This window comes from Flavobacterium sp. GCM10023249 (genome assembly GCF_042653365.1).
In the GTDB taxonomy this organism is placed as follows: Bacteria; Bacteroidota; Bacteroidia; order Flavobacteriales; family Flavobacteriaceae; genus Flavobacterium.
Genome location: NZ_JBHSHZ010000012.1, coordinates 274,600 through 294,831, shown reverse-complemented (window position 1 = coordinate 294,831; position 20,232 = coordinate 274,600). Strand labels below are relative to the sequence as shown.

Genomic DNA, 20,232 nt, shown 5'->3' with positions numbered 1-20,232 from the left:
AATCAGTGGAAGTAAAGATATGATTTTACAACGAATATTGTGCCAAGATATTATTTGAAACAAACCGGAATGATCTCACCTTGTGCTAAACAATACTTTTCTACCAATTCAGGAGAAAGTTTAGCCGTATAATCTATTTCAGATACTTTGAAACCAATACTTCTTAGCTTGTCAAAATAATCCAAACCATATACGCGTACATGGTCGTATTGGCCGAAAATTTTGGCCCGTTCTTTAGGATCGGTAATCGAATCGTCTGCAAATGTAGATGCTCTAGATAAATCCTGAGGAATCTGAAAAATACCCATGCCGCCCGGTTTTAAGACACGGTACAGTTCCTGCATAGCTTTGGTGTCATCAGGGATGTGCTCTAAAACATGATTGCAGAAAATAATATCATACGAATTCTCTTCAAAAGGCAAATTGCATATATCTGCTTTTACATCGGCTAAGGGTGAAAACAAATCGGTCGTCGTATAATCGATATTTTGTTGTTTTTTGAATCTTTTATAAAATTCCTGTTCCGGGGCAAAATGCAATACCTTTTTCTTTTCCTTTGAAGTAAAAAAATCGGTTTCATTCTGTAAATACAACCAAAGCAAACGATGTCTTTCTAATGAAAGAGTACTCGGTGATAATACATTATTACGTTGGTTTCCGTATCCATAAGGTAAAAACATTCGAAAGCTTTTGCCGTCAATAGGATCTGTAAAGCGGTTTCCTTTTAAAAGAAAAGCTAAAATTGGACGAACCACAATACTTAAACGGATAAGTAATGGACGCGGTATGGTATTCAGTATGAATTTAAAAAGTTTCTTCATTAGAGTACGATGGGCTGTTTTCTAAATTCATCTTCTTCGTTGGAAGTGATTCCCAAAGCTTTATAGATATAAGCAAAAGTGGACAACAGTTCAGGTTTTCCATCAATAATTGCTACGTCATGTTCAAAGTGAGCTGAAGGCTTTCCGTCAGCCGTTGTTATTGTCCAGCCGTCTTTGTGTTGCTTGATGTTTTTTGTTCCTTGATTGATCATGGGTTCAATGGCAACTACTAAACCTTCTTGCATTAGTTTTCCACGACCTTTTTTACCGTAATTTGGCATTTCGGGTGCTTCGTGCATCGTACGTCCTAATCCGTGTCCTACTAATTCACGAACCACACCATAACCATGACTTTCGCAATATTTTTGAATGGCATATCCAACATCCTCAGTTCGATTGCCGGCTTTTAATTCACGAATACCAACGTATAATGATTCTTTAGTAGTTTTTAATAGCATTTTTGTAGCTGTTGCAACTTCACCTACTTCAAAAGTATAGGCATGATCTCCGTAAAATCCATTTTTTAACGCACCACAATCTACAGATATGATATCGCCGTCTTCTAATGGTTTTTCGTTTGGTATACCATGAACAACTTGAGAGTTAGGACTCATGCACAACGAATTCGGGAAGCCATACATACCTAAAAAAGCAGGAGTGGCACCGTGGTCACGAATAAACGTTTCGGCAAGTTTATCTAAATAGAGAGTACTTACTCCAGGTTTTATTTCTGAAGCTAACATTCCTAATGTTTTGGAAACAATCAAAGCACTTTCGCGCATTAATTCTATTTCTTCTCTTGTTTTTAAAATTATAGAACTCATAAATCTAAATAAGGCAGCAAAAGTACAAAATTCTGAGAATTAATAATTAAAATGTGAAGGATATGAGTAGTATCCTTTTTTGACTGGTTTTAGATCAGTTAAGTCGATACAAAATCATTTTTTTATTCTTGAAATGAAGAGTTTACTTTCTGGCTTATTCAGAATAATTAATTCTCTTCAATGGTAAACGTTAGAACTTTTGTCTTAGATAAGTTATAATCCTACATTTCCAATCGATTGAAACAGCCCAATAAGTGCATTATATAATCTATTTTCTGCTGCAATAGTGTTTATTTGAGCACTCACCAATGCGTTTTCACGTGTGTTGATTACAAACAAAGAGCTTTCACCAATTTCAAACAAACGATCTTCGGCTTTTAGCATTTTGTCAAAATCATTAACGAGGCCATTGGCTAACTCTAATTGTTTTTTTAAAGATGTAATTTCTTTTTCTTGAGCCTTCACTTTATTCTGCAGTTGTAAACTTTCAAACTGAATACTGTATTTTGAATCGTCAATTTTAAGTTGAGCAAGTTTCACACTTGCACGTTCCTTCCTTAAAAATAAAGGCATACTAAAATTAAGCCCGATTTTGTAATCTTCAAACCTGTAGTTGGAAAAATAATTGGGTTCTGATAAATAGTTATAACTAACATCTAATTTAGGCAATAAAGTATTGGCTTTTAGTTTTCGTTCGATTTCCAACATGTCAATTTTAGTGTTCCAGGCTTTGATCTTGGGGTGGTTTTCTACTTGAAAAGAATGTAAGCCATTTTGGGTTAATGTCGACTCAATAGTATTTTTAAGAGTATTGTCTGGGATTAGGCTTTCGTCTATTTCCAAAGGAATATTATCGATTGTCCATAAAAAATTAGACAATACCAATCGGGCTTTGATTAATTTCAAATTAGAATCTTCTAGGTTGAGTTTTCTGTTTTTCACAGTGATTCCGGCCTCAATACTATCTATAGCTGGTTTGTCACCTAGCTCGATGAGTTTTTTTACACCAACAAAACGAAGCTCGGCATTTTTTAAATAGTTCTCGTACAATTTTACTTCCTCATAATTTCGTTTCCATTCAAAATAGCGAAGTGAAGCTTCGTGAATGATTTCTAAAGCCTGTAAATCTCTTTCTGCTGTATTTAGAACTTGTGCTAATTTTGCTTTGCGGATATCAGCCATTCGTTGATTGATGAATAAACCTTGTCCTACTGGAATCGCAATTCCGACAGAAGTTAATCCATTTGCAGGAGTTAGGTTTTCTGGGTTGACATATATTCCTTCATTGTTGTCGAAGGCAGCTTTTAATTCTATACCATACCAAGTGGGAATTTTAAAACCGCCATTAAATAATGAATAATAGTCTTTATCCTTGAATTTTTTTTTGTCAAAATCAACTTCAATTTTAGGGTCAAACGCGCCTCTAGCTTGCATCAACTGAGCTTGTGCTTCCGATATATTTAAGTTGGCTTGTTTAACTAATGGATGGTATTTTTTTACATAGCCTAAAAATTCATTGTATGTAAGTTCTTTTGTCTGTGAAAAACCATTGACAACAACGAACAAGAGAACAATAAGGTAATTACTTTTTCTTTTCATCTTTCTTACTATTTTCACCTTTATAGAAATTAGGAGGGAATCCATTTAAAGTTCGCCATATTTCAAACCACATGGGTACATCGTTAAGTAGGGCTAAAGTTTGTGCTCCAGCACCAATGCTTAATAATTCTGGCCATTTTTTTTCTTTCGGATCGGGTGCTATTAATACACGGTATTTTCCATTGTCGCTAATAAAATTCTCTTTTGCAACAATCACTCCTCCAAAAGTTCCATAGGAAGCACCTGGCCATCCACTGAACACAATAGTAGGCCAACCATCAAACCAAACACGGATTTTTTCACCTTTATTGACTAGTGGAAAATCAATTGGATCAATGTAGGTTTCAACTGCAATTTCAAAATTAGCTGGCATAATAGTAACGACAGCTGTACCTTCTTTCATTGTTTCTCCGATTCCTGATCGAATGGCACGGTTTACAAAGCCATCTTGAGGAGCAGTGATATAATAAAGGCCATTACGGATTTGATAATTTTTGTATTGATTTTTTAATTTATTGACTTGCGCCTCTGTATCATATTGAGAACTAATGGCAGATTGTTTATCGCTACTCGCTTTGGCGCTTTTTTCAGAATATTCAGCGGTGATTCGGCTTAATTCCATTGTTGCGTTTAATACTTCGTTTTTACTAGCAATGTATTTGTTTTCGGAAGTGATGATTTTAGCTTCTGTATCTTGTAACTTCATTCTTTTTTCTTCCACATCGGAAACAGGTTTTAATCCTTCTTTGTTTAGTGTAACTGAACGGTTAAATTGTGTTCGCGCAATTTTTAACTGTGTTTTGGCTGCTTCAAATTCAATACTGTCGCTTTTTACTTTAAGATGTGCTTGGCGTAATTTATTTTGCGCCTGTTTTAATTTCAAATTCTTTTCGTTTTGAATTGCACTTATTTGACTATCAAGTGCTTTTGCTTTTTCTGCGTAGGATTGTACAGCTCCTTCTTTTGCTCTAACTTGATTGCCTGTGTTTTCTACTAAGTTTGGATCGAGATAATCTTCTTTTATTTCTGAAATGAATAAAATGGTATCCCCTTTTTTTACAAAATCTCCTTCTTGAACAAACCATTTTTCAATTCTTCCAGCTATAGCGGTTTGAACTTCTTGTGGTCTCTGATTTGGTTTTAGAGTAGTAACATAACCATTGCCTTTAATGTTTTGTGTCCAAGGTAAAAACATGAATAAAAGGGTTACTAAGGCTGTTCCGCCTAGAATTTTTTTTATGATTGTATATTGCCTGTTGTCAGCAAACACTTTTGTCGATTGGTATTTGGACATATCGACAAACTTTTCGATTCTGTTATTAGTGATGTTTAACATACTTTATTTTTTACACAGTTGTTGATTCGTCTAATGATATTGTTCTATTGCATTTTTCTTCCCAATAAGAATCTTTTGCAATGACAATTAAAGTCCATTGGTTATTCGGACTGGTCAGAAAATCGATGATTTCTTTCGCAGTTGTGTTGTCGGATTTATCGACTGGTTCTTCTAGAAATAATACTTTCGGTTTGTTGATAATGCAACGTGCTAGAATGATTTTTTGAATTACCGAAGAATTAATTTGTTTGCCTTGAGGAAAAAGATGAGTGTCCAAACCTTTTGGTAAACTTTTAATGTTTTCTGTTAGCTTTACTTGTTCTAAAACTTGATGTACATCTTCAAGGCTGATATTTGGATTGTTATTGGTAATATTCTCAAAAATGGTACCGTCAAAAGGGGTTTCGTTTAAGGTAATCATTCCTATTTTTGATCGATAATCCTCAATCGAAAGTTGTTTTATATTGGTGTCGTTTATGAAAATTGTCCCGGAATCAGGTTCGAATAATCCTGATAATAAACGGAGTAATGTGGTTTTTCCGGAACCGTTTTCACCTTTTAATAGTATTTTTTCACCGGCTTTTATTTTAATGTTCACATTGGATAGAGTAGGAAGATTACTTTCGGGATAGGTGTAGATAATCTCCTTCGCTTCTATTGTGATTTGATTGTGATCTGTAAATAAGTATTTTGATTTTTTGTTGTCTTCTTCTAATTCGAGATCGGCTACTTGTCCAATTTTTTCTAAAGATGTCAATACGTCATAAAATAATTCCAAACCGGAAAACAGTTTTTCTACCGCTCCAATTATAGATAATATAACGATCTCTGCGGCTACAAACTGACCTATATTCATTTGTTGATTAAGAACCAAAAAACCTCCGACAATTAATAGGCCTGCGGTTAGCAATACTTTAAAACCAATGAGTTGTATGAATTGCTTTTTTAAAACCTTAAAGTGTTTTTCTCTATAAGTAAGGTATTCATTAACAAGTTCATCATTTTTTGAAAGTGAATATTCAAATGCATTTTTATTTTTAAAACTGATGTGGTTTCTTGCGATTTCCTGAAGCCAATGTGCTACTTTGTATTTGTACTTGGACTCCTTTAGTGAAGTATTTAATCCGACGTCAAAATTTACTTTGTAAATAAAATACAAGAGAAAAAGAAGTGTAAGACCAAAAAATATAAAAAAGGAGTGGTAAAGTGAAAGTAAAATAATACCAAAGAATATCTGCAGCAATGCAGTTGAACTATCTAGTAATAATTTTGAAACTCCTTTTTGAATATTTAAAGTGTCAAAAAAGCGATTGGCTAATTCAGGTGGATATTGATTATAGTATTCTTTTTGTTTGATTTTTGGAAATCTGTAAGCTAATTCAAATGAGGAACGCACAAATATCTTTTGTTGGAGATTTTCTGAAATTCGAAACTGCATTACTTTTAATAAACCTACCAATGATACGCCTAATACGACGATGATTACAAGCATAATCCAAGATGTACTAATCTTACCTGCTTGAATAAAATTAATGATGGATTGAATGCCAAGAGGTAGTGAAAGGCTTATAATTCCGGCAAAAATGGCATACCAAAAAATTTGATAAATATCTTTTTTGTCAATTTCAATTAATCGTTTGAATCGGGTTAATGGTCTCATGATAAAGTTTTTTTAACTAATTCGATGTAAAATTGAGTTACATTATCAGTTTCGTTAAAATTGGTAATCGTCTTAAAATGTTTTTTTATGTATTGTTGATGTAAGGCACCTTCAACTACCGAAGATGCTAAACTTTTCGGAAATTTGTAGTTTGGATTTACTTCGGTAATAAACTCAATGATTCGGTTGACTACTTGTTTGTATACCAAGAAGAATCCTTCTTTGTTTTCTTCGTCTACTTCCTTTGTTAGAAAAGTTTTGGTAAACTCTGAAATTATGATACGGTTTAAAACTTCTTCGTTGATATGAGGAGTTTCTAAATCGTCAGTGATGTTTTGTGTTACGATTTTAATGGCTTTTTCTAATTTCTCACTTGGATTTGTAATATTAGCAGTTGAAAATACCAAGTTGTAATCGATCCAAGTCCAATACCATGATGATAGATATAGCATTAGCTTGTGCTTGTTTTCAAAATAGCGATAAATTGAACTTTCATTGGATTGTATTTTTTCTCCTAATTTTTTAAAAGTAAAAAGTTCGAAGCCAATTTCGTCTATAAGAAGTATGCTGTTCTGAATTATTTTCTTGCCTAAATCTGACGTTTCAGGATCTTTTACGTATAATTTGTTGTTTACAGCAATTTTTATATTTGAAATTAGATTTTTCATATCTCGAGTTTATTTTTAACAAACATACAAACATTATTAATAGTATTACTATTAAAAAAGTAAGTTTAACTTTTGTTTAATAAAAAAGCCACTTTAAAAGTGGCTTGATGGTACGTTTTGAAAAGATTGAATGATTCCCTTTTTGACAGAAAGCATTTTTAATTATTTTAATTTTCGTAGGTATGTTTGTAAGGCTGTTCCGAAATGATTTTCAGCATATCGGCTTCTAATGTTTCAACTGGAGATTCAACGATACGGTGTACTTCTTTTCCGTTTTTGAAAAAAATGAAAGTGGGTACATTGCTGATGCTAAAACCTTCTTCTAGTTTTTCCGGAGTACTCTTCTCACGATCCATTGTGATTAATTTTACTTTGGATAAATCAAAACCAATTTCATTTAGTATTTTGTAAAAATGAGGCACTTGAGTTTTACTATCACTACACCATGTACCCATGAAGATAGTGATCTCGTAATTCTGAGGTGCATTTTTTAGTAAAGTGATTGTTGCAGGATGGGCTTTGTAACCTTCTTCACCGGTTGTGAACCAAGAATTGTAGGGTTCTGTTTGTAAATCAGCTTTGGTTTTTACTCCTGTTAATACAGGTTCTGCTGATTTTTCATGATTTTCTGATACTGTTTTTTCTTCCATAACTATGGGGGCAGCTTTTTCAATAACCGTTTGATTTGTTTTGCAACTGATTACAGCAAAAGAAGCCAAAAGGATTGTTGTTATTTTTTTCATAATCATATTATAGTAGGGAATGTCCTGTCATGGCTTCTGGTTTTTGAATGCCCATTAAGTCTAAAACTGTCGGTGCAATATCACCCAACACTCCATTTTTGATAGATTTTATTGCAGGATCTACCAAAATTATGGGAACAGGGTTCGTGGTGTGGGCAGTATTTGGCGTTCCATCTGGATTGATCATGGTTTCGCAGTTGCCGTGATCAGCTATAAAAATAGTAGTGTAATCATTTTTCAAAGCAGTTTCGATAACTTCTTTTGCGCAGATATCTACTGCTTCACAGGCTTTAATTGCAGCTTCCATTACGCCGGTATGTCCCACCATGTCGCCATTGGCAAAATTCAAACAAACGAAATCCACTTCGCCTTTTTGTAATTCAGGAAGTAGCGCGTCTTTTAATTCAAAGGCACTCATTTCCGGTTTTAAATCGTAAGTGGCTACTTTTGGCGATGGACAAAGAATACGACTTTCCCCTTTGAAAGGTTCTTCACGACCACCCGAAAAGAAAAAGGTAACATGTGGGTATTTTTCAGTTTCGGCGATGCGAATTTGTTTCTTGTTGTTTCTCTCTAAGACTTCACCTATTGTTTCGGTAATATTGTCTTTATCGTAAATGACATGTACGTTTTTGTAAGTGTCATCATAATTGGTCATGGTGACATAATACAAATTCAATTTGTGCATGTTTTGTTCGTGCAAATCATATTGAGAAAGTACTTCGGTTAATTCACGTCCACGATCAGTTCTAAAGTTGAAGAAAATAACTACATCGTCTTCTTTGATTGTTGCCAAAGGTTGGTTGTTGTCATCCACCATTACTATAGGTTCTATAAATTCATCAGTAATGTGATTATGGTAGCTTTCTAGTATGCTTAAAACTGCATTTTTCGAATGGTTTCCTACACCATTAACTACGACATCATAGGCTTTTTTAACACGTTCCCATCTTTTGTCTCGGTCCATAGCGAAATAACGACCTACGATTGAGGCAATTTTGGCTGAAGATTTTTTAGTATACTCATTTAAGTCTTCAATATGTTTTGCACCCGATTTCGGATCAACATCACGGCCATCGGTAAACGCGTGTATGAACACTTTTTGCAAACCGAAATCCTGAGCGGCATCTAATAATCCTTTCAAGTGATCAGTGTGGGAATGTACGCCACCATCTGATACCAAGCCTAAAAAATGAACTGGTTTGTTGTTTCCTTTAGCATAAGCAAATGCATCGCTTAGCACTTGTTCTTCATTCAATGTTTTGTGTTCTACAGCAAGATTGATTTTAGCTAAATCTTGATACACAATACGACCAGCTCCCAAATTCATGTGGCCTACTTCGCTATTACCCATTTGACCTTCGGGAAGTCCTACATTTAGGCCGTCGGTCCGAAGTTGTGCATTGGGATATTTAGTGTAAAGACTGTTTATAAATGGGACATTAGCATTGTCTATAGCGGAAACTTTTGGATCTGGAGATTTTCCCCATCCATCCAATATCATCAAGATTACTTTTTTGTTCATTTTCAAATTCTAAAGAAATAGCTTCAAAATTAGAAAATTAAATCCAGTTTTTAACGCGGTTGAAATCTAAAAAGTAACGTAAACTTATTGAAAAAGTATGATTTAGTTTGTCTCCGAATAAATTTTGAAAATTTCGAGATACATTTTTATCTACTCGGCTCAGTCCGTCTTCGTAATTGTCAGAAGTGTTTCTGTACAAAACGTTGAGTTGACTTCCTGGAGCAATCCACCATGAATACGAGCAGTCCAAGTTCCAAGAACTGAAATCTTGACTAGAGTCCTCGGGCAAATAAATAGTGTCAAGAGAGCCGTCATTTTGAAGTGCTTTGAATCCCTTTCCGTTAACATAACTCCAATAGTAACGAGTGTTCACATTAATAGTCATTTTGTTGTTTAAGGCAAACTTGCTTCTCAAGTAGATTGTTGAAGTATTGATATTTCTTTTTTCAAAGATGATGTCGCCATTGTCTAACTGATCATAATACCCAACCGTGTTGTTTTCTTTGCTGTAATCGTAGCCCAAAATGACCATAAGTTTATTACTGACGCGATATCTTGGACTGAAACTGAATCCATAACTGTTTCGATCAACCTCGGAAGTTGTACCTATCCACGGATTGAAATCAAAGGCAAATTTTCGATTGTAATTGGATGAGTAATATGTCCACGTTTCATAGTATTTAGGAAAAGTAACGTATCTGCCTTCGGATTGCGGAGCGTAAAAATCATTTACTTCAAAAGGTCTGATGAATAATCCGGCTCCGAAACCATCATTGTTTTTGAATGTAGAATTCAGGTTGAAATTAATATTTCCTGCCTGTAGTTTCCCAGTCTGATTTTCAAACTCACTATTAATGTTCATGTTGGCCGTGAGCGAGTTGAAGGTTTTAGTTGGTTTTAAGATACGGTAATGTAAATTTCCGTAAGTGCCAAGGTAATTGGTTTTAAAAGTGATGCCTAAGTCATTGTTGTCAAATTCCTTGGTGATATAATTAGTTGTTACGCTGAATCTTACTTTTCCGCTGGTTTCTGCAAAACTTAGCGAAGTATTGTATCCGTTTTTATTTTCTTCTTTCTGATATTCGTTAACAGTGCTGTATTTGAAATCTCCTGAAAGGTTGAATGTATTCTTTTTAGTGTTTAGATCAAATACCAAAGCCGATACGTTAGCGTCTCTGAATTCAGTGTTTCTGATTACACTCGTGTTGATGAAAGATACGGATGAATTTTTATTAAAGCGCTGATCAAGTGTGAGTATGTTATAGTTTGTTAATGGTTCGACAATCTGATGTCTTCTCACCCCAGTTATGGTGTCTTTAATTGTGGCTTCTGTTTTTTCGGTTACAGCATTAAGAAAACCAATTCCTAAACCTTTTTTGGTACGTCCAGAAATTTTCAAAGCATTTAGTAAATTGATTTTTTCGGGATAGTCTTCTATGATTTCATTTTCATCTAAAGTATTGCTCAGTTTTCCTTTTCTTAATGATGGGCGTCCTCCTATTCTTCGAGAGTAAAATAAATTACCTTTATTGAATAAGTCAGTTCCTTCTGTAAAAAAAGGTCTGTTTTCATTGAATTGTTGTTCAAAAGGACCGAGGTTTAGAATTTGGTTGTCGAATGCAGTCTGGCCAAAATCAGGTATTAAAATGGCATCCAATGTGAAGGCGTCGTTGATGCCGTATTTGATGTCCATTCCTCCTTTGAACTCAGTTTGTGTGCCATCGCTTTTGTTGCTACTAACGTAGGTAGATGCATAAGGGAAAAGAAATAATCGGGTAGGGGTTTTGATGTTTTCAATTCCCAAAAGTTCTCCAGATTGCTGTTCTAGAGAGCCTTTGTTGTTGTTTACATAATTCCAAGTGTATAGTTGGCGATATCTTCGTAATTGTCTGAAAAACTGCATTCCCCAAGTTTGTTTTTGCTCTTTTGAGAAGCGAAGTGCAGAGTAAGGTAGTTTAATTTCGACAGTCCAGCCTTTTTCATGTACAATGACTTCACTTTCCCAAATAGCATCCCATGAAGCGTCTTCCCCGGTTGTAGAACTGGCATTGGCATCCCACTGAACGCCGGCTGCAGTTACTATAAAACGAAATTCTTGCTGACCGTCATTATATCCATTTACACTTAAACCAAAAAAATCAGTCGCTCCATCATCATCTCTTTGGGTAATTTCACGCATAATTTTTTCCGGTTCATTGTCGTTTAAAACAGCCCCGATGTAAATTGCTTCATCATCAAAAAGTATTTTTACTTCGGTTTTTTTAGATGGGTCGATAGCTTTGCCGTTATCAGGTTCAAGCATAATAAAGTCTGTAGCAACTTCTGCAGATTGCCATTCCACTTCATCGAGTTTTCCATCGATGTTGACGTGCTGATTAACTCTTTTGGCAGTTAATTGTTTTTTTTCAGAGATGCCTGTTTTTGAGTCGGTTGCTTGCGAAAAAGCAAAAAGAGAATGAAAAATCGCAAGAACTATTAATTTTTTTTTGCTCATTATTTTTTTGATTGATGATGTCTCAAAATTAGCGAAAACCCCTTTATTTTAAAGTGTTTTATGATATGTTTAACTATTTGTTAAATAATAAAAATATCGACGAAGTGCATAAAAATATCGATAAAATGCAAAAAAAATTTGGATGGTATTTTTTTTTTGCTAATATTTGCCATGTACAAATAACAACACAAATAAAAGAATATCAATGATTTACAGATTTTTGCCCCTATTATTGTTATTTTTCATGTCTTTTGCCCCAAAGTCTACAAATAACACAGATCCGAAGCTATTGGCCAATACAAGTGCTGTAAGTTTAGCTGCGAAAATTGAGATGGTTTACAATTCGTTAGATGCAAATAATTTTGCTTTGCCTCAAATGGAATGTTTCAAACGTGCGATGACTGGTTTTTATTCTTTAAAACAGAGAGGTGTTGTTGAAAAAGATATCTTAACGGTAATCGATTTCAGCATGTCATCTACAAAGAAGAGAATGTGGGTTATTGATTTAGCTTCTAATAAAATCTTATTTAATACAGTGGTTTCTCACGGTATGAAGTCAGGTGTTGAATTTGCTACTAGTTTTTCTAATGAAAACAATTCTAACAAAAGCAGTTTAGGATTTTATACAACCGGTGAAACGTATTTCGGAAAACACGGATTGTCTTTGAAATTAGATGGACAAGAAAGAGGTATCAATCACAATGCACGTGCTAGAGCCGTAGTTGTTCATGGTGCAGATTATGCAAATCCTGCAGTATTGAGAAATCAAGGTTATTTAGGAAGAAGCCAAGGTTGTCCTGCTATTCCTGAAGCTTTAAAAGAGCAAATCATCAATACAATCAAAGGGAAATCTTGTTTATTTATCTATCACCCTACTAGAAGTTACGACATCGCCAGTAAACTGGTTGCTTAATCTTAAATACAAATCTGGATCATAATTATAGATATCTTGTCTAAATTGTAATTCCGTTTTATCATACCAAGCTGTAAAGTATAAGAAATGAACCCCAAAGTTCTGATCTAACTTTACAGTTTTTGTTTTTTTGGTCTTAACGATTGTATCAATTTCACTTAAACTATAAATCGGTTTTTCGATTAATTTTTTATTTTTCTGTCTTTCTTTGTAGGTTTTGTTTTTTAATAAATACTCGACTAGTGGGAGTGGTTTTTCAATTCGAACACAACCAGAGCTTAGTGCGCGGTAATTGTATACAAAATAATCCCTATGGTTTGTGTCGTGCATATAAACCAAATGGTTGTTCGGGAAATTGATTTTTACCACACCTAAGGAATTGTTATAGCCAGGTTCTTGGACATATTTGTATTTTTTGGCATCGGCTGGTTTCCATTCGCTAACAGGAATTTCGGTTCCTTTGTGATTGAAAATCTTAATTCTGGTTTTAGAGAAATAACTCCTGCTTTTTGTTGCATCCGGAATCAAATCTTCTTTAATGATTGTTGGAGGAACAGTCCAAGTTGGATTAAATACAATGTTGTCTGCTCTTGATGAAAGTATGGGTGTTTTTCTTTTGGGTTGACCAACTACCACTTTGTGATTCGAAATAGTGTCGTTATTTTCTACTACATAAAGCAGAAAGTTAGGAATGTTAACGCCAAGGAAATTTGTTCCTAAATCCTCTGGAAACCATCGCCATCTCTCAAGATTGGCAATAAGCTGTTCTCTTCTGTTTTTTTTGCTGAAATTTAATGCTTTCAATGTTCCTGGACCTATCATCCCATCAGCCGCTAGGCCGTGACGACTTTGGAATTTTGTAACCGCTAGTTTTAGTTCTTTGTTGTAAAGATCTTCAGTTAAAGAATCTTTTGTGTTTAAATCGCCCCAATAACGAAGTCTTTCTTTTATTTTGGCAACGGTTTTGCTTTTGAGACCAAGTTTGAATTTCTCTTTAGTTTTAATCGAGTCGAAGTTTTCTTCAGGCATGGCATCAATTTTGGCCAATGCTTTTTTAAGATTCAAATAGATTGTGTGTTTTGGTTTATGGCTTTCGATTGTGCTGTCAATTTTGTTTTTTCGTAAAGCAATAGATAAGATGGTGTCTGGTTGGATCTCTTTTGGTTTGATTTCCCAGTCAGTATAAATTTCCAATGGATTTACTTTTCCGTTGGTCAGATGTGAGATGTATTTGATATAAGCGGCTGTTAATAATTCGAAGTACTTTTCTTTTGAGTCAGGATTGGAGTCAATCATTTCTTCGTGTTGTAATAATTCAGCATATTGATAATCTTCTGGAAGTAGTCCTTCTTTATTTGCATTTTTTATAGCTTCAATTAATTGCAGGCGATTTTCTTTAACGTCCCAGCCTTCTTGAATTTTTTTATTTTCTATAGCGTTTGAGATGTGTTCATCTGTGGTGATGATATGAGGTGTCGAGTTGTTGCCACAACCTATATATAAAAAAATACTAAATACTATAGTAGTAATGGTGTATTTCATAAAGTTAAATTTGTTTCCACATTATGTAATGTGTTCCTATTCCTACAACATCAAAAGCCGTACCGAAAATCTGATAATCTAATTTTTTGTAGAAATTTACAGCGCTTTCTCTTGCATTAAACCAAATTATTTTGACTTTATTGTTCTTGGCAAGTTTTTCTACTTCGGCCATAAGAAAATTGCCATATCCTTTTTGTTGTTCGCTATCTAAAATGGCCATGCCGCGAACTTGGTATTGTGTTTCACTTTCAAAATGATTGTTTTTTGCTTCGAAAACAGATACGACACCTACTAGTGCACTGTCTTTGTAGAGTCCGAAATGGATTGTTGTGTGTAAATCGTCACCTTCAAAATGACAACTTTCGATAGGTTTTCCGGGTCTTAGCACGGGCTGACGCACAATGTAGGTTAATTCTGACGTTATTGTTTTTGTTTCAATCATAGTTTACAAATTTAAAATTAATTCTAAGACTTTAATTATGAAGTGCTTGTAATTGCTCGAGTATTTTAATGTGTTTGTCGGAAATATTTTTTTTAAAAAAAGTTTGCAGAAAAGAAAACTAATTCTTTATATTTGCAACCTCAAAAGCGGAAGTAGCTCAGTTGGTAGAGCTCCAGCCTTCCAAGCTGGTTGTCGCGAGTTCGAGCCTCGTCTTCCGCTCCAAAAACAAGAAAAGTTTTAAAAATTACACCCTGCGGAAGTAGCTCAGTTGGTAGAGCTCCAGCCTTCCAAGCTGGTTGTCGCGAGTTCGAGCCTCGTCTTCCGCTCTACTAAACCTCAAGTTTCAACTTGAGGTTTTTTTATTTTAGGCAATTGGTTTCGATTGAAAAAAAAAACCTTAGCGGTAATTGCTAAGGTTTTTCTTTTATAAAAAGTTTAAATTTTCTCCGGGAGCCATCTCGACTGCAAATTCTCCTGCTCTAAATAAGCGTGCGGTCAGTTCTCCTTTAAGTGTTACGTTACCGGCATAAGCTTCAAGCCAACTGCCTTCGCGCAATCCTAAAACAGGAATCTGACTTACTTTGTGGAATTCGTTTATGCGTGTTTCTCTTGTTTCTCCCATATGGGTTGAACCTTCAATTGGATCTAGATAATGAGGGTTGAGGTTGAAGTTAATCAATCCCAAGGTGTCAAAACTTTGAGGTAGGACTATAGGCATGTCATTTGTTGTATTCATCGTAAGTCCACCAATATTACTCCCGGCACTAGTTCCTAAATATGGGATTCCATTTTCAATCGTTTTCTTTAGTACAGTCATTAAGTTGTGATTGTACAATTGTGAAACAAGTAAAAAGGTGTTCCCGCCTCCTGTGAAAATAGCTTCTGAATTTTGTATTGCTTCTGCCGGATGCTCAAACTCGTGCAGTCCTTTTACATTGATGCCAATCTTTTGAAAGGTATCACTTACTTTTTGTGAATATTCTTCGTGACTGATTCCTCCGGGTCTTGCATAGGGTATGAATAACAGCTGGTTAACGTTTTCAAAATGTTTTTCCAATGTTGGTAATAAATAATCCAAATAGGCTCCATTATAGAGTGTTGAAGTACTGGCAAGGATGATTTTTTTATTCATGTGGTTTGGTTTGATTTTGATGTTTCAAAGATATTTAGAATTAACAAATTTTTACCAAGTCCTTAATAATAAATTGGGAGGGCTCACGACTATTTTTACAACGTAATCTGACGAGTATGAGAATAGTTTTGCTTTTTTTGATGGTTAGTTCAATGGCTTTTTCGCAGCAAGTGTTGAAAGGAAAGGTGGTTTTGGATGTTCCAACTATGAATAAGGTTTATATTGTGAATTATTCCAACAAAAAAGAAACCGTTGCCAATGAACAAGGTTATTTTAAGATCTTGGCTCAGCCAAAAGATACACTTATTGTGTCTGGAATCAATATTAAAGGCAGGCAAATTATTTTGAAGTCCAATGATTTTTCCGAGGATTTATTTTTTGTAAAATTGAAACAACTTCCTTACTTTTTGGATGAAGTTATTGTTCAAAACTATCCGCGTATAAATGCTGTAGATTTGGGTATAATTTCCAGTTCTACAAAAACGTATACACCTGCTGAGCGAAAACTTAAAGCGGCTAGTGGATTGGCATTGACTGGAAATACGGATGGTACAACCGGAGGGTCGTTTGGTTTAGATCCTTTGTTTAATGCGCTTTCTGGGCGAACAGCTATGCTGGAAAAAGAATTGGAGGTTGAAATAAAAGAAAAACTACAGCGGAAATTGGAGCAGCTGTTTTCGGAAAAATTTTATACAGAAACATTGAAACTTCCCGAGGAATATATTAAAGGATTTGTGATTTATGTTCTAGATGATCAAAATTTAATGAGATTGTTACAAGCAAAAAAGAGTAAATTAGTCGAAAATTTGCTCAAAGAAAAAGTGATGCAATATTTACAAATAATCAATGCCAGTGAATAACTATACAATACTTTTTTTGTTTTTGGTTCAAAGTTTATTTTCACAATCTGTTTTGAAAGGGAAAGTGATTTCTGAAGTTAATCCGGATGGGATAACAGTAGTTAACTTTATGACAAAGTCCTCTGTAGTGACAGCAAATGGTGGTTTTTTCTCTATCGAAGCCTCTTCGGGTGATATTTTAATTGTAACATCAAAAAATATCGAGGGAATGCAAATTCGATTGGATGCGAATTCTTTCAAAAAGGAGATTTTGAATATTCTGGTGAAGGCCAAAGCGAATGAGTTGGACGAAATTCAAATCAAATCGATTTCAGCAAAATCTTTAGGCGTGGTATCTAAAAATGTTAAAGAATATACTCCTGCAGAACGAAAACTAAAAGCGGCAGGGAAATTGAAGTGGTATAGTCCATTGTTAATCCCTTTAGGCGGAATGAGTGTTGATGGATTGATCAATCAAGTAAGTGGAAGGACAAATCAGTTAAAAAAGGAGTTGGCTGTTGAGAGAAAAGAGTTGCTTTTGCTTAAATTGGACGAAATGTATGACGAACATTTCTATGGTGAAACGCTTCAAATTCCACAGGAGTACATCAAAGGATTTCAAATTTACGCATTGGATAATGTAAAAATGGTAGAGGCTGTAAAGGCAAAAAATAAAACTTTGGTAACATTTTTGATTGGAGATATTGCAAACGAATATAAAAAATTGATATCAAACGATAATAAATAGTCGGGTATGAAGAAGAAAGGGTTTAAAATAGGAGTAATCTGTATTTTGTTTGTCGTATTGTCTTCATTTGCAATGCATAAATTTTACGTGTCAATATATCAGATAAATTATGCTCAAGATAAAAAGATGCTTCAAATCACTTCTAGAATTTTTGTAGACGATTTGAATTCAATTTTGAAAATAAAATACAATCAAAAGACGAATTTGGGCGAGCCAAATGAATCGGAGAATGATATCGAGTTGATGAAAAAATATATTTCCCAAAATTTTATAATTAAAATTAACGGAAAGCCAAAAGCAGTTGCTTTGGTCAATAAAGAAATGGAAGGGAATGTGCTTATTTGCTATTACAGCATAAAAGATATTTCAAAAATTAAATCGTTGGAAATCTATAATGCTGTGCTGCATGATTATGTTGAAGATCAGCAAAATATCATTCAGACAACGCTCTATGGTAAGAAACAAAGTTTTCTTTTTACATCCGGAAATGCCAAAGGTTTGTTAAAACCATAGTCAAAAAGTAGTGTGGTTAGAAAAAATAATTATTTTTAGCTCCCAAATTGTATTTCGGTCATGAAGAATTTTAAATTTTTAGCAGTAATCCTATCCTTTTCAGGTTTGGTAACGGCTCAGGAACAAGGTCAGTCAAAGCCTAAGCAAGAAGGGCATACTGATACAAGTAAATTCCGTCAAATGTATGATTTGATGGCAACGCCAAACATGTATCGCACAGCTTCTGGAGCTCCTGGTTCTGAATATTATCAGCAAAGAGCTGATTATAAGATAGATATCGAGTTGGATGATAAAAATGCTCGTTTGTCTGGGGTCGAGACGATTACGTATACCAATAATGCCAAAGAGTCTTTGGATTATTTATGGGTGCAATTAGATCAAAACTTGTTTGCTAAAACATCAAAAACGCCATTGGTTCGCAGTGAACGTATTGAGCCGGCACTTAGCGCAGCTGCTTTCTCGAGAACTTATATGGAAGAGAAGTTCGATGGCGGATTTAAAATTGATTATGTTAAAGATGCATTAGGACAACCGGTTTCGTATGCGGTTAATGAAACCATGATGCGCATCAATTTGAAAACTCCTTTGGCGAAAGGTCAGAAGTTTGTGTTTTCAATCAAATGGTGGTACAATATTGGGAATTACATGGTTGATGGAGGGCGTTCAGGATATGAGCAGTTCAAAGACGGCAACCGTTTGTATATCTTAGCCCAGTTTTTTCCAAGAATGGCTGTCTACAACGATGTGGAAGGTTGGCAAAACATGCAATTCTGGGGACAAGGTGAATTCGCTTTGCCTTTTGGAAACTACGAAGTAAATATTACTGTTCCAGCTGACCATATTATGGAAGCTACCGGAACTTTGCAAAATAGAGCAGAGGTAATTTCACCAGCTCAATACCAACGTTATTTATTGGCAGAAAAAACATTCGATAAGCCAGTAATTATTGCAACTCAGGCGGAAGCCGTTGAAAGAGAAAAGGCATGGTCCGATAAAAAGAAAACATGGAGATTCAAAGCGGAAAATGTACGTGATTTTGGAATTTCTACTTCAAGAAAATTCATTTGGGATGCTATGGCTGTGAAACTGGGTGAAAAAACGGTAATGGCTACTTCTGTTTATCCGAAAGAAGGTAATCCTCTGTGGGAACAATATTCAACACGAGCAGTTGCGCATACGTTAAAAAGTTATTCTAGTCGTACATTTGACTATCCTTACCCTAAAGCAGTTTCTGTAAATGCGCAGGATCAAGGGATGGAATATCCAATGATTTGTTGGAATTTCGGTCGTCCAGATGAAAATGGTGTGGTTTCTGACCGTGTGAAATACGGGATGTTGGGTGTTATTATCCATGAAGTAGGCCACAATTTCTTCCCAATGATTGTAAACTCTGATGAACGTCAATGGACTTGGATGGACGAAGGTCTGAATACCTTCTTGGAATATTTGGCTGAAATTGAATTCGATCCTAATTTCCCTATAGACAGAGGTCCGGCGAAATTGATTGTGCCTTATATGAGTGGTGATCAGAATTTTATTGAGCCGATTATGTCAAACTCAGAAGTAATCAAACAATTTGGAAACAATGCGTATGGTAAGCCTGCCACAGGATTGAATATTTTACGCGAAACTATTATGGGACGTGAATTGTTTGATCATGCATTCAAAACGTACGCTAATCGTTGGAAATTCAAACATCCAACTCCTGAAGATTTCTTTAGAACAATGGAAGATGCATCAGGTGTAGATTTGGATTGGTTCTGGAGAGGTTGGTTCTATACTACAGATTATAATGATATCGGGATTAAAGAAGTGAAGCAGTTCTATGTGTCGAATGACGCTCCTGCTAATTTTCAGGCACAACAAACTAACAGACGTAACCGATTTAGAAATTCGGGGCCGTTAGTGTATATGGTGGACAGTGCAAGCTCAGATATGAAGCCAGAAAATAAAAAGGAATTGGATGTAAAAGAAGTTAAAACATTAGATGATTACTTGGTGTCTAACTTTAGTGAAACGGAAAGAGCAAAATTGCAATCTCCAAAGTATTTTTATCAGGTGACTTTTGATAAGCCAGGAGGTTTAGTGATGCCTTTGATTGTCGAAATTACGTATGAAGATGGTACCAAAGAAAATCATAAGTTCCCAGTTCAAATTTGGTTGAAAAACGATAAAGAAGTATCTAGAATTTTTGCTACCAATAAAGTGATTAAAAAAATCATGGTAGATCCAAAAGAAGAAACAGCCGATATTGATGTGACCAACAATAGTTGGCCAAAAGAAGAAGTGAAATCAAAATTTGAATAAATTTCATCACAATGGATAACTTGTCATTAGGGAAAAAGAAAGTTCTTAATGACAAGTTTTTTTATTATATTTTTACATTTAGGAGTTAAATTCTGTTTAACTTTGTAACACAAAACTTTGTAAGTC

The 20,232-nt window shown here is 34.8% G+C and carries 17 protein-coding genes and 2 tRNA genes; 7 read left to right on the top strand and 12 right to left on the bottom strand.

What is annotated here, in order from left to right:
• Window positions 1-50 precede the first annotated feature (50 nt).
• The 9 genes from ACFO7M_RS12100 to ACFO7M_RS12060 form a co-directional block, all read right to left on the bottom strand.
• Window positions 51-821, bottom strand: a complete 771-nt coding sequence (locus ACFO7M_RS12100; RefSeq protein WP_379735880.1) for a class I SAM-dependent methyltransferase — start codon at window positions 819-821, stop codon at window positions 51-53.
• On the bottom strand, window positions 821-1,645 hold the full coding sequence (gene map / locus ACFO7M_RS12095) for a type I methionyl aminopeptidase (RefSeq protein WP_379716529.1): 825 nt from the start codon (window positions 1,643-1,645) through the stop codon (window positions 821-823). Before map ends, ACFO7M_RS12100 begins: the two co-directional genes overlap by 1 nt.
• A 213-nt stretch (window positions 1,646-1,858) precedes the next feature.
• A complete protein-coding gene (locus tag ACFO7M_RS12090) occupies window positions 1,859-3,244 on the bottom strand; it encodes a TolC family protein (RefSeq protein ID WP_379735878.1) in 1,386 nt (461 codons plus the stop codon).
• A complete protein-coding gene (locus ACFO7M_RS12085) occupies window positions 3,228-4,580 on the bottom strand; it encodes an HlyD family secretion protein (RefSeq protein WP_379716523.1) in 1,353 nt (450 codons plus the stop codon). Before ACFO7M_RS12085 ends, ACFO7M_RS12090 begins: the two co-directional genes overlap by 17 nt.
• Window positions 4,581-4,590: 10 nt before the next feature.
• Window positions 4,591-6,240 (bottom strand): peptidase domain-containing ABC transporter, encoded by a 1,650-nt coding sequence (locus tag ACFO7M_RS12080; protein ID WP_379735876.1) that lies wholly within the window; start codon window positions 6,238-6,240, stop codon window positions 4,591-4,593.
• Window positions 6,237-6,908: a TetR/AcrR family transcriptional regulator gene (locus tag ACFO7M_RS12075; RefSeq protein ID WP_379716517.1), complete on the bottom strand. Its 672-nt coding sequence runs from the start codon at window positions 6,906-6,908 to the stop codon at window positions 6,237-6,239. The genes ACFO7M_RS12080 and ACFO7M_RS12075 overlap by 4 nt, the downstream gene beginning before the upstream one ends.
• A 167-nt stretch (window positions 6,909-7,075) precedes the next feature.
• On the bottom strand, window positions 7,076-7,651 hold the full coding sequence (locus ACFO7M_RS12070) for a thioredoxin family protein (RefSeq protein ID WP_379716514.1): 576 nt from the start codon (window positions 7,649-7,651) through the stop codon (window positions 7,076-7,078).
• Window positions 7,652-7,658: 7 nt separating this feature from the next.
• Window positions 7,659-9,176: a 2,3-bisphosphoglycerate-independent phosphoglycerate mutase gene (gpmI, locus tag ACFO7M_RS12065; RefSeq protein WP_379735874.1), complete on the bottom strand. Its 1,518-nt coding sequence runs from the start codon at window positions 9,174-9,176 to the stop codon at window positions 7,659-7,661.
• A 37-nt stretch (window positions 9,177-9,213) separates the two neighbouring features.
• Window positions 9,214-11,670, bottom strand: coding sequence for a DUF5916 domain-containing protein (locus ACFO7M_RS12060; protein ID WP_379735872.1), 2,457 nt, complete (start codon window positions 11,668-11,670; stop codon window positions 9,214-9,216).
• Window positions 11,671-11,875: 205 nt separating this feature from the next.
• On the opposite strand from ACFO7M_RS12060, the gene ACFO7M_RS12055 reads away from it, so the two are divergent.
• A complete protein-coding gene (locus ACFO7M_RS12055; protein WP_379735870.1) occupies window positions 11,876-12,583 on the top strand; it encodes a murein L,D-transpeptidase catalytic domain family protein in 708 nt (235 codons plus the stop codon).
• Here the strand turns inward: ACFO7M_RS12055 and ACFO7M_RS12050 are convergent.
• Together ACFO7M_RS12050 and ACFO7M_RS12045 are read right to left on the bottom strand one after the other, a co-directional pair.
• Window positions 12,527-14,125, bottom strand: coding sequence for a L,D-transpeptidase family protein (locus tag ACFO7M_RS12050; RefSeq protein ID WP_379735868.1), 1,599 nt, complete (start codon window positions 14,123-14,125; stop codon window positions 12,527-12,529). The two genes, ACFO7M_RS12055 and ACFO7M_RS12050, sit on opposite strands and share 57 nt — an antisense overlap.
• A 4-nt stretch (window positions 14,126-14,129) precedes the next feature.
• Entirely contained in the window at window positions 14,130-14,567 is a 438-nt protein-coding gene (locus ACFO7M_RS12045; protein WP_379735866.1) for a GNAT family N-acetyltransferase, read from the bottom strand.
• A 146-nt stretch (window positions 14,568-14,713) separates the two neighbouring features.
• Between ACFO7M_RS12045 and ACFO7M_RS12040 the strand changes: the two genes are divergently transcribed.
• Window positions 14,714-14,789, top strand: a tRNA-Gly gene (locus ACFO7M_RS12040).
• A gap of 31 nt (window positions 14,790-14,820) precedes the next feature.
• Window positions 14,821-14,893, top strand: a tRNA-Gly gene (locus tag ACFO7M_RS12035).
• Window positions 14,894-14,991: 98 nt separating this feature from the next.
• On the opposite strand, the gene pepE is transcribed toward ACFO7M_RS12035, so the two are convergent.
• Window positions 14,992-15,699, bottom strand: a complete 708-nt coding sequence (gene pepE, locus ACFO7M_RS12030; protein ID WP_379735864.1) for a dipeptidase PepE — start codon at window positions 15,697-15,699, stop codon at window positions 14,992-14,994.
• Between the two features lie 116 nt (window positions 15,700-15,815).
• Here pepE and ACFO7M_RS12025 point away from each other — a divergent pair, with 116 nt between their 5' ends.
• The 4 genes from ACFO7M_RS12025 to ACFO7M_RS12010 are packed head-to-tail and all read left to right on the top strand — an operon-like array spanning window position 15,816 to window position 20,106.
• Complete coding sequence (locus ACFO7M_RS12025; RefSeq protein ID WP_379735862.1) at window positions 15,816-16,559, top strand: hypothetical protein; 744 nt, start codon at window positions 15,816-15,818, stop codon at window positions 16,557-16,559.
• On the top strand, window positions 16,552-17,286 hold the full coding sequence (locus ACFO7M_RS12020; RefSeq protein WP_379735860.1) for a hypothetical protein: 735 nt from the start codon (window positions 16,552-16,554) through the stop codon (window positions 17,284-17,286). Before ACFO7M_RS12025 ends, ACFO7M_RS12020 begins: the two co-directional genes overlap by 8 nt.
• 6 nt (window positions 17,287-17,292) lie before the next feature.
• Window positions 17,293-17,799 (top strand): DUF6702 family protein, encoded by a 507-nt coding sequence (locus ACFO7M_RS12015; RefSeq protein WP_379735858.1) that lies wholly within the window; start codon window positions 17,293-17,295, stop codon window positions 17,797-17,799.
• 60 nt (window positions 17,800-17,859) lie between these two features.
• Window positions 17,860-20,106 carry a M1 family metallopeptidase gene (locus tag ACFO7M_RS12010; RefSeq protein ID WP_379716483.1) on the top strand — a complete coding sequence of 749 codons (2,247 nt, stop codon included), beginning with the start codon at window positions 17,860-17,862 and terminating at the stop codon, window positions 20,104-20,106.
• The last annotated feature ends 126 nt before the right edge of the window (window positions 20,107-20,232 follow it).